This is a genomic window from Thiohalophilus sp. (assembly GCF_031581315.1).
GTDB lineage: Bacteria > Pseudomonadota > Gammaproteobacteria > UBA6429 > Thiohalophilaceae > Thiohalophilus.
The window spans coordinates 1-6,900 of the sequence record NZ_JAVLAZ010000105.1 but is presented as its reverse complement, the minus strand read 5'-3'; the positions used below and the strand labels follow the sequence as shown (position 1 = coordinate 6,900).

General features: G+C 58.0%; 8 protein-coding genes. 1 reads left to right on the top strand and 7 read right to left on the bottom strand.

What is annotated here, in order from left to right; all coding sequences use genetic code 11:
* Positions 1–39 precede the first annotated feature (39 nt).
* The 4 genes from RI563_RS11790 to hpnC are packed head-to-tail and all read right to left on the bottom strand — an operon-like array spanning position 40 to position 3,932.
* Positions 40–807 (bottom strand): YciK family oxidoreductase, encoded by a 768-nt coding sequence (locus tag RI563_RS11790; RefSeq protein WP_310694581.1) that lies wholly within the window; start codon positions 805–807, stop codon positions 40–42.
* Positions 804–2,144 (bottom strand): hydroxysqualene dehydroxylase HpnE, encoded by a 1,341-nt coding sequence (gene hpnE / locus RI563_RS11785; RefSeq protein WP_310694580.1) that lies wholly within the window; start codon positions 2,142–2,144, stop codon positions 804–806. Before hpnE ends, RI563_RS11790 begins: the two co-directional genes overlap by 4 nt.
* Positions 2,141–3,016, bottom strand: a complete 876-nt coding sequence (gene hpnD, locus RI563_RS11780; RefSeq protein ID WP_310694582.1) for a presqualene diphosphate synthase HpnD — start codon at positions 3,014–3,016, stop codon at positions 2,141–2,143. Before hpnD ends, hpnE begins: the two co-directional genes overlap by 4 nt.
* 16 nt (positions 3,017–3,032) lie before the next feature.
* Positions 3,033–3,932, bottom strand: a complete 900-nt coding sequence (gene hpnC, locus RI563_RS11775; protein ID WP_310694579.1) for a squalene synthase HpnC — start codon at positions 3,930–3,932, stop codon at positions 3,033–3,035.
* A 52-nt stretch (positions 3,933–3,984) separates the two neighbouring features.
* Here hpnC and RI563_RS11770 point away from each other — a divergent pair, with 52 nt between their 5' ends.
* Complete coding sequence (locus RI563_RS11770; RefSeq protein WP_310694578.1) at positions 3,985–4,206, top strand: hypothetical protein; 222 nt, start codon at positions 3,985–3,987, stop codon at positions 4,204–4,206.
* A 4-nt stretch (positions 4,207–4,210) separates the two neighbouring features.
* Here RI563_RS11770 and RI563_RS11765 read toward each other — a convergent pair whose 3' ends face one another.
* From RI563_RS11765 to ubiG, 3 genes are all read right to left on the bottom strand, one after another.
* Positions 4,211–5,473 (bottom strand): DNA recombination protein RmuC, encoded by a 1,263-nt coding sequence (locus tag RI563_RS11765; RefSeq protein ID WP_310694577.1) that lies wholly within the window; start codon positions 5,471–5,473, stop codon positions 4,211–4,213.
* Between the two features lie 292 nt (positions 5,474–5,765).
* Complete coding sequence (gph, locus tag RI563_RS11760; RefSeq protein WP_310694576.1) at positions 5,766–6,419, bottom strand: phosphoglycolate phosphatase; 654 nt, start codon at positions 6,417–6,419, stop codon at positions 5,766–5,768.
* Positions 6,416–6,900, bottom strand: a 485-nt coding sequence (ubiG, locus tag RI563_RS11755; RefSeq protein ID WP_310694575.1) for a bifunctional 2-polyprenyl-6-hydroxyphenol methylase/3-demethylubiquinol 3-O-methyltransferase UbiG, incomplete at its 5' end; no start/stop codon positions are given. The genes gph and ubiG, both read right to left, overlap by 4 nt.

The window sequence follows — 6,900 nt, the reverse complement described above, 5'->3', positions numbered from 1 at the left end:
CTCCGCGCCTCCGCGAACTCCGCGTTTAAATCCTCAACCTCAAGAAATGGCATCTTCTTGCGCGCACAGGATCTGGCCATTGACGTTTTCGCTGTCGGGGCCGAGCAGGTAGAGGTAGGCGGGCAGGAGGGTTTCGATCTCGGGGTGCTGGTTGGGATCCTCGCCGGGGAAGGCAGTGCGGCGGGTCTGGCTTTGCACCGCTCCGGGGATGAGGCTGTTGACGCGGATGGGGGTGTTGGTTTCCAGTTCGCTGGCCAAAAGTTGCATCAGGTTATCGGCGCCGGCTTTGCTCACACTGTAGGCGCCCCAGTAGGCGCGACCGCCCTGGATTTCACTGGCGGAGGTGAAGATCACCGACGCGGCTTTCGATTGTTTTAATAGCGGTAACAGGGCGCGGGTCAGCAGAAACGGCGCGGTCAGGTTGATCTGCAGGACCCGGGCCCACAATTGCAGATCATAATGCTCCACCGGCATTAATGCGCCAAGGTACGTGGCGTTATGCACCAGGCCGTCCAGGCGACCGAACTCCTGTTGCAGGGAGCTGGCGAGTTCCTGGTAGTGTTCGGCCGTGGCGCCTTCCAGATCCAGCGGTACGATGGCCGGCTGCGGATAGCCGGCGGCGACGATCGCATCGTAGACCTTTTCCAGTTTTTTAATCGTTCGTCCCAGCAGGATTACTGTTGCGCCGTGGGCCGCGAGCGAGGTGGCCAGGGCGGCACCGATACCGTCGCCGGCACCGGTGACAAGAATAATCCGGTCCTGCAACAGATCCGCTGCGGGCTGATAATCAATGAGTGATGTTGTCATGAAAAACCGTCTTGTCTTGGGGGATGAAGTGCCCGGTTGGCCAGGGTGGCGCATTGTAACCCACTTTTCACTGCGCCTTCGAGCGTGGCGGGGTAATCGGTTCGGGTATAATCTCCGGCCAGCCACAATCCGTCGATGGCGGTGCGGTGTTCGGGGCGCTGCGAGTTAATCCCGACCCGGCTGGCAAAGGTGGCCCGTTTTTCCCGGATCACCATGGCCTGCTCGTGTTCGGGCCAGTCGGGAAAGTGGCTTTGCAACTCCCTGGCAATACGGGCGATCAACTCGACGTTGGTCAGGCGCATGTGTTTGCCTCTGGTGCTGATCACCACCGCCAGCAGGCCGGCCTGGCCATACAGGCGGCGATCGAATACCCATTGGCCCAGGCCACCGAGCAGACCCAGCATGGGTTGCGGTAATTGCACCTGTTTGGGGTATTGCAGGTAAATGGTGCAGATCGGTTCGTATTCAAAGGCGTTGCACTGTTGTTGTAACCCGGTCAGTTCGGGATGGGACTCACACAGTGCGGCGGTCGTACGCGGTGGCACCGCCAGGATCACCTGCCCGGTCTGAATTGCCCCGTCGCCTGTGACCACCCCCCGGATCTGCTGTTGTTCGACATGTAACTGCAAAACCCGCCGTCCCAGCCGCACTTCGCCGCCCTGGCGTTCGATATATTGCATGGCGGGCTCGCTGAACAGCTTGCCGAGATCGCGGCGGGCATACAACAGATCTGAATCTTCCCGTTGGTGCAAAAAAGCATCACGCAATACTTTGAGAAACAGCTCGGCGGAGCTTTCCTCGATCGGCGTGTTCATAATGGCCAGACACAAGGGGGTCCAGAAGGCCTCGATCAGTTCCCTTGGCTGCTGCCACTGCTCCAGCAGGGCCAGTACGGACTGATCGGTTTGCTCCAGCGCCTTGTGACGCGACAGGCGCCAGCCAAACTTCAAAGCCTGCCAGCGACTGCGGGTCGACAGTCCCCCGGCACCAAGCAGGGCCCATAACAGATGAAACGGGGCGGGCAGGCGAGGGGCACGCAGTGATAATTTTTGTCCCTGCGGGTATTGCAGGGTCAGCTGCAGTGGCTGGCGTTCGAACAGCTCATCGACCGGTAAATCAAACTGCTTCAGCAGGCGGAGGGTATGCTGATAGGCGCCGATAAACAGATGCTGCCCGTTGTCCACGGCCTGGCCGGCGAAAGCGACCTTGCGCGCCCGGCCACCGGGTTGTTTGCCCGCTTCCAGCAGCAGAGGCTGATGGCCGCGAGCGGCCAGGTCCGCCGCGGCAGCCAGGCCGGCCCAGCCGCCACCGACGATGACCACCGGCGCCTGTTTCATTGGGAATGTTTCCTGTCCGGCTGGGGGTGTCTCCGCCATCGTTCACGCCAGACGGTGGTACCGGCCAGCCACAACTTGGCCAGCGCCGTCAGGTTGATGCGCCGGGTCAGGACATGAAATCCGTCTTTTTCCAGCTCATCCAGCAGGCGTTGATAGATGCGGCTCATGATCAGGCCGGCACGCTGGGCACGACGATCGATTTCGGGCAAATGGGCATGGGCGCGTTGATAAAATTCGCGGGCCCGTTGCGCCTCGAAGGCCATCAGTTGATAAAACCCGGGGCTTTCCTTGCCCTGTAACAGATCCGTTTCCTCTACACCGAAGCGCTGCAGATCTTCCCGGGGGAGATAGATGCGCCCGCGGCGGGCATCTTCCCCGACATCACGCAGGATATTGGTCAGTTGAAAAGCCAGCCCGAGATCCCGGGCGTATTTGAGCGTGCGGCGATCCCGGTAACCGAAAATTTCCGCCGATAACAACCCGACCACACTCGCGACGCGGTAACAATACAGGGACAATTCCTTGAAGGTGGTATAACGGTGTTGTTCGAGATCCATCTCCATACCGTCGATAATTTCGACAAAATACTCACGGGGCAGATCAAATTCGGCAATCGCCGACTGTAATGCCTGTGTCACGGGATGCTGTGGCTGACCGTCGAACAGGCGATCGACTTCCGTCTTCCACCATTGCAGCTTGGCCCGGCTCACTTCCGGTGTCTTGTTATCGTCCACCACGTCGTCAACTTCCCGGCAGAAAGCATACAGGGCGGTAATCGCCCGGCGCCGGGGACGGGGGAGAAACAGAAAACTGTAATAGAAACTCGAACCGCTGGAGGCGGCCTTGTCCTGACAATATTGATCGGGGGTCATGATGCAGCCAAGTGTATCAGATTCCACAGCCCGATTTACCCGGGCGCTTGCGACCGGTGACGCGGGGCAGAGCCGCCTGCGCCACCATGGCCAGCTTGTCACGTGGCGTTAATCTGGGGCGGGCGAACGCATCGCGGCTGTTTTCGTGCAAATGTTTGAGAATACGACCCCCGCCGGCGATGATCAGCCGTAATTCGAAGCCAAAGCGTCCGCCAAGGATCAGGCCTAGCGGGGCGCCGGATTCGAGTAGTCGGCGGGCCCGTTCGATCTGATGGCGCATCAGTCCCTGCATGGCAAAATCGGTCGTACGGTTGGCGATATGTTGTTCGGTCACACCAAAGCGCTGCATCTCGTCCTGTGGCAAATAGATACGGTTGTTTTCCCGGTAGTCCTGGTTCGTGTCCTGCAGAAAATTGATTAACTGCAGGGCAGTACAGATAGCATTGGAATAGCCGATGTTGCGTTCGGTGGCGGCATCGTTGAGATGCAGCAACAGCTCACCGATCGGATTGGCGGAACAGCGACAATAGTCCATCAGCTCGCCGAAATCGGCGTAGCGGGTCTTCTCCACGTCCTGATGAAAAGCCTGCAACAAGCGCTGGAAGGGTTCCAGCGGCAGGTGGTGGCGCGCGATGACATCCTGCAGGGCGATGAAGATCGGGTCATCCGGAGTGCCATCCGCCAGCAATTGTTGTAAACGACAGCGATACGCATCGAGCCGGGCGAGGCGCTGTTCGCGGCTCAAATCGCCTTCATCGGCGATATCATCGGCGCTGCGGGCAAACGCATAAATGACGGTCACCGCCGGTCGAATCCGTGCCGGTAGCAGACGACTGGCAACGGGGAAATTCTCGTAATGATCGCGCGCCATTGCCACGCAGTGGGCGTAGGCGTCAGCCAGTTTGTTGCTTGTCATGAGAGTCGTCTGTGGTATTGTAAGTACATCATTAATAATAAGGTATCAGACAATGAAAAAACTTAAACTGATCCTGTTTGGTGTCATCATCGGCCTCGCTGTCGGTCTGTGGACGGGGGTTAACATCGGCAAGGGCAAGCCGTTGCTGAGCAATCCCTTCGATGAGCCGACTCTGAAGCAGCGCCTGAAAGAGAGTACCGGCGAGGCCATGGAGCGGGCCGGCAAGAAAGTTGAGAAGCTCGGTTCGGACATCAAGGGTAAAATCGACGAATAACCGGCTACTGGTCGCTGTCGGTTTCGATCTGACGCACGCCGCTTTCGACCTGTTCCTGCGCCTCGATCTCCTTGCTGGAACTGATACCCATCTCGCGAAATTTCTGCACACTGGGCAGGATGCGGCTGTCAAACGATCCCACCGTGCTGTTGAAGTGTTTGACGGTCGTATCCAGGCTACGCCCCATCTTTTGTAAATGGCCGGTAAAGGTCGCCAGCCGCTGATACAGCTCTTCGCCGATCTTTTTGATCTGCTCGGCATTTTTGGCCAGTTGTTCCTGACGCCAGCCGTAAGCCACCGCGCGCAGCAGGGCCACAAAGCTGGTGGGGGTAGCCAGTATCACATTTTTACTCAGCGCATCTTCCATCAATTGATAATCGGTTTCCAGTGCCGCGCTGAGGAACTGATCGCCGGGAATAAACAACACCACAAACTCCGGTGACTGACTGAACTGGCTCCAGTACGCCTTGCTGTGCAGTTCGTTTATGCGCTGGCGAACGTTTTTGGCATGACGCTGCATGTGCTGCTTGCGCTGTTCCTCATCGCTGCTTTCAATGGCACTTAAATAGGCATCCAGCGGCGTTTTGACATCCACCACGATCTCGCGCCCGTCTGGCATGCGCACGATCATATCCGGACGTTGACGACCTTCGTCGGTTTTGACGTTTTCCTGCTGATAAAAATCGCAGTGTTCGACCATGCCGGCCAGCTCGGCAAGCCGCTTGAGGGTCAGCTCGCCCCACTGGCCGCGCACTTCCGGGCGGCGCAGGGCCTGAACCAGGTTGTGGGTCTGGTTGCGCAACTCCTGCTGGGTCAGATTCATGGTTTCGATGTGCTTGTGCAGTGCGCCATAGGCTTCCTTGCGCTCTTTTTCGATGCTGTGGATCTGCTGTTCGGTTTTCTCCAGCGAGTCCCGGATAGGCTTGATCAACTGTTCGAAGGCTTTTTCCTTCTGTGCCAGATCACCCTTGGCCTCGTTCTGGAACTTTTCCAGGTTCTGTTGCGCCAGGCGCAGGAACTCCTCGGAGTTATGTTTCAGCGCCTGGCTGGAAATGGAGGAGAAGGTTTCCTTGAGCTGCTCGCGGGCCTGGGTCAGCGTTTCCAGTTTCTCCTCGGCATGCCGGCGCTCCAGCTCCAGCGTCGTGCTCAGCTCACTGTTTTCCCGTTGCAGTGCATGGATGCGTTTCTGTAACCACAGATATACCCCCAGCGCCCCGACCAGCAGGGAACCAGCAGCAATCGCAGCGTATATCAGTTCTTCACTCATTTATTACAATATTTCACAGAATCGTTGATTTGTATGAGGGACGAATCAATCAGTCCGCCAATAAACGCAAATATACGCGAATGTATACCTGTAATGTTTATGTTTTTCACCATTGAGTATTCCTGCTTCGAATCTGCTGATTTGGGTTAAAAGCCAAATAGACTTGGCGTTCATTAGCGTGCATTTGCGGATTGTAATAATGAGATTTTTCTATTCTATTCATTTCTTCTGAGGATGCGAAACGCAGAAATCGTTGGTTACTTCGTGTCTTGGTGTCTTCGTGGTTGGATTTTCAATCATCCAGCCATTGCAGGATTGCTTCGGGGGATTCCACCATGCCGTCGGCGCCCCAGGTATCCGGTTGTTCATACTCGCCAATATAGCCGAACAGGGCAACCAGTGTCTGCATGCCGGCGCGGCGGCCGGCTTCGATATCCCGCTGGGCATCGCCGACATACAGGCACTGATGGGCCTCGCTGTGGCATTGCTGGCAGGCATGGATGAGTGGCGCGGGATCGGGTTTGCGTTGCGGCAGCGTGTCGCCGCTGACCACACAGCTGGCGCGCCGGTCGAGATTCAGCGTCTCCAGCAAGGGATCGGTCAGCCAGCCGGGCTTGTTGGTGACCACGCCCCAGTTATGGCCGCGGCTTTCCAGGGTGTCGAGCAGTGCCGCCATGCCGGGGAACAGCACGGTGTGTGTGGCCAGATTGCTGTGATAATGCTGCAGCAGTTGCTGGCGTAATGTCTCGAAGTCGGCGTCGATATGGGTTTCGGCAAAACCCAGTTCGATTAATGCCTTGCCCCCGTGCGAGACTACTGGGCGAATCATGTCGAAGGGCAGGGCGGGCAGATCGTGGCTCAGGCGCACGGCATTCAGCGCATGGGCCAGATCCGGCGCGGTGTCGGCCAGCGTGCCGTCCAGGTCAAACAGAATGGTGTTGATCACGACTTCTGGGTATGTAACAGATAATTAACGCTGACGTCGTGCCCCAGGGAATAGGTTCTGGTCAGCGGGTTGTAACTCATGCCGGTCAGCTCCCGGGTATCGAGATCCGCGGCGCGCACCCAGCTTTCCAGCTCGGCGGGCCGGATGAATTTGGCATAGTCGTGGGTGCCCTTGGGCAGCAGCTTGAGGACATACTCGGCGCCGATGATGGCAAACAGGTACGACTTGGGATTGCGGTTGATGGTGGAGAGAAACACATGGCCGCCGGGTTTGACCAGTTGCGCGCAGGCGCGAACGATCGAGGCGGGATCGGGCACATGCTCCAGCATTTCCAGGCAGGTGACCACGTCGTATTCGCCGGCCTCCCGATCGGCCAGTTCCTCGGCGGTGATCTGCTGATAATCGACCTCCACGCCGGACTCATGCTTGTGCAGCCGCGCCACGCTCAACGGCGCTTCCCCCATATCGATACCGGTCACAG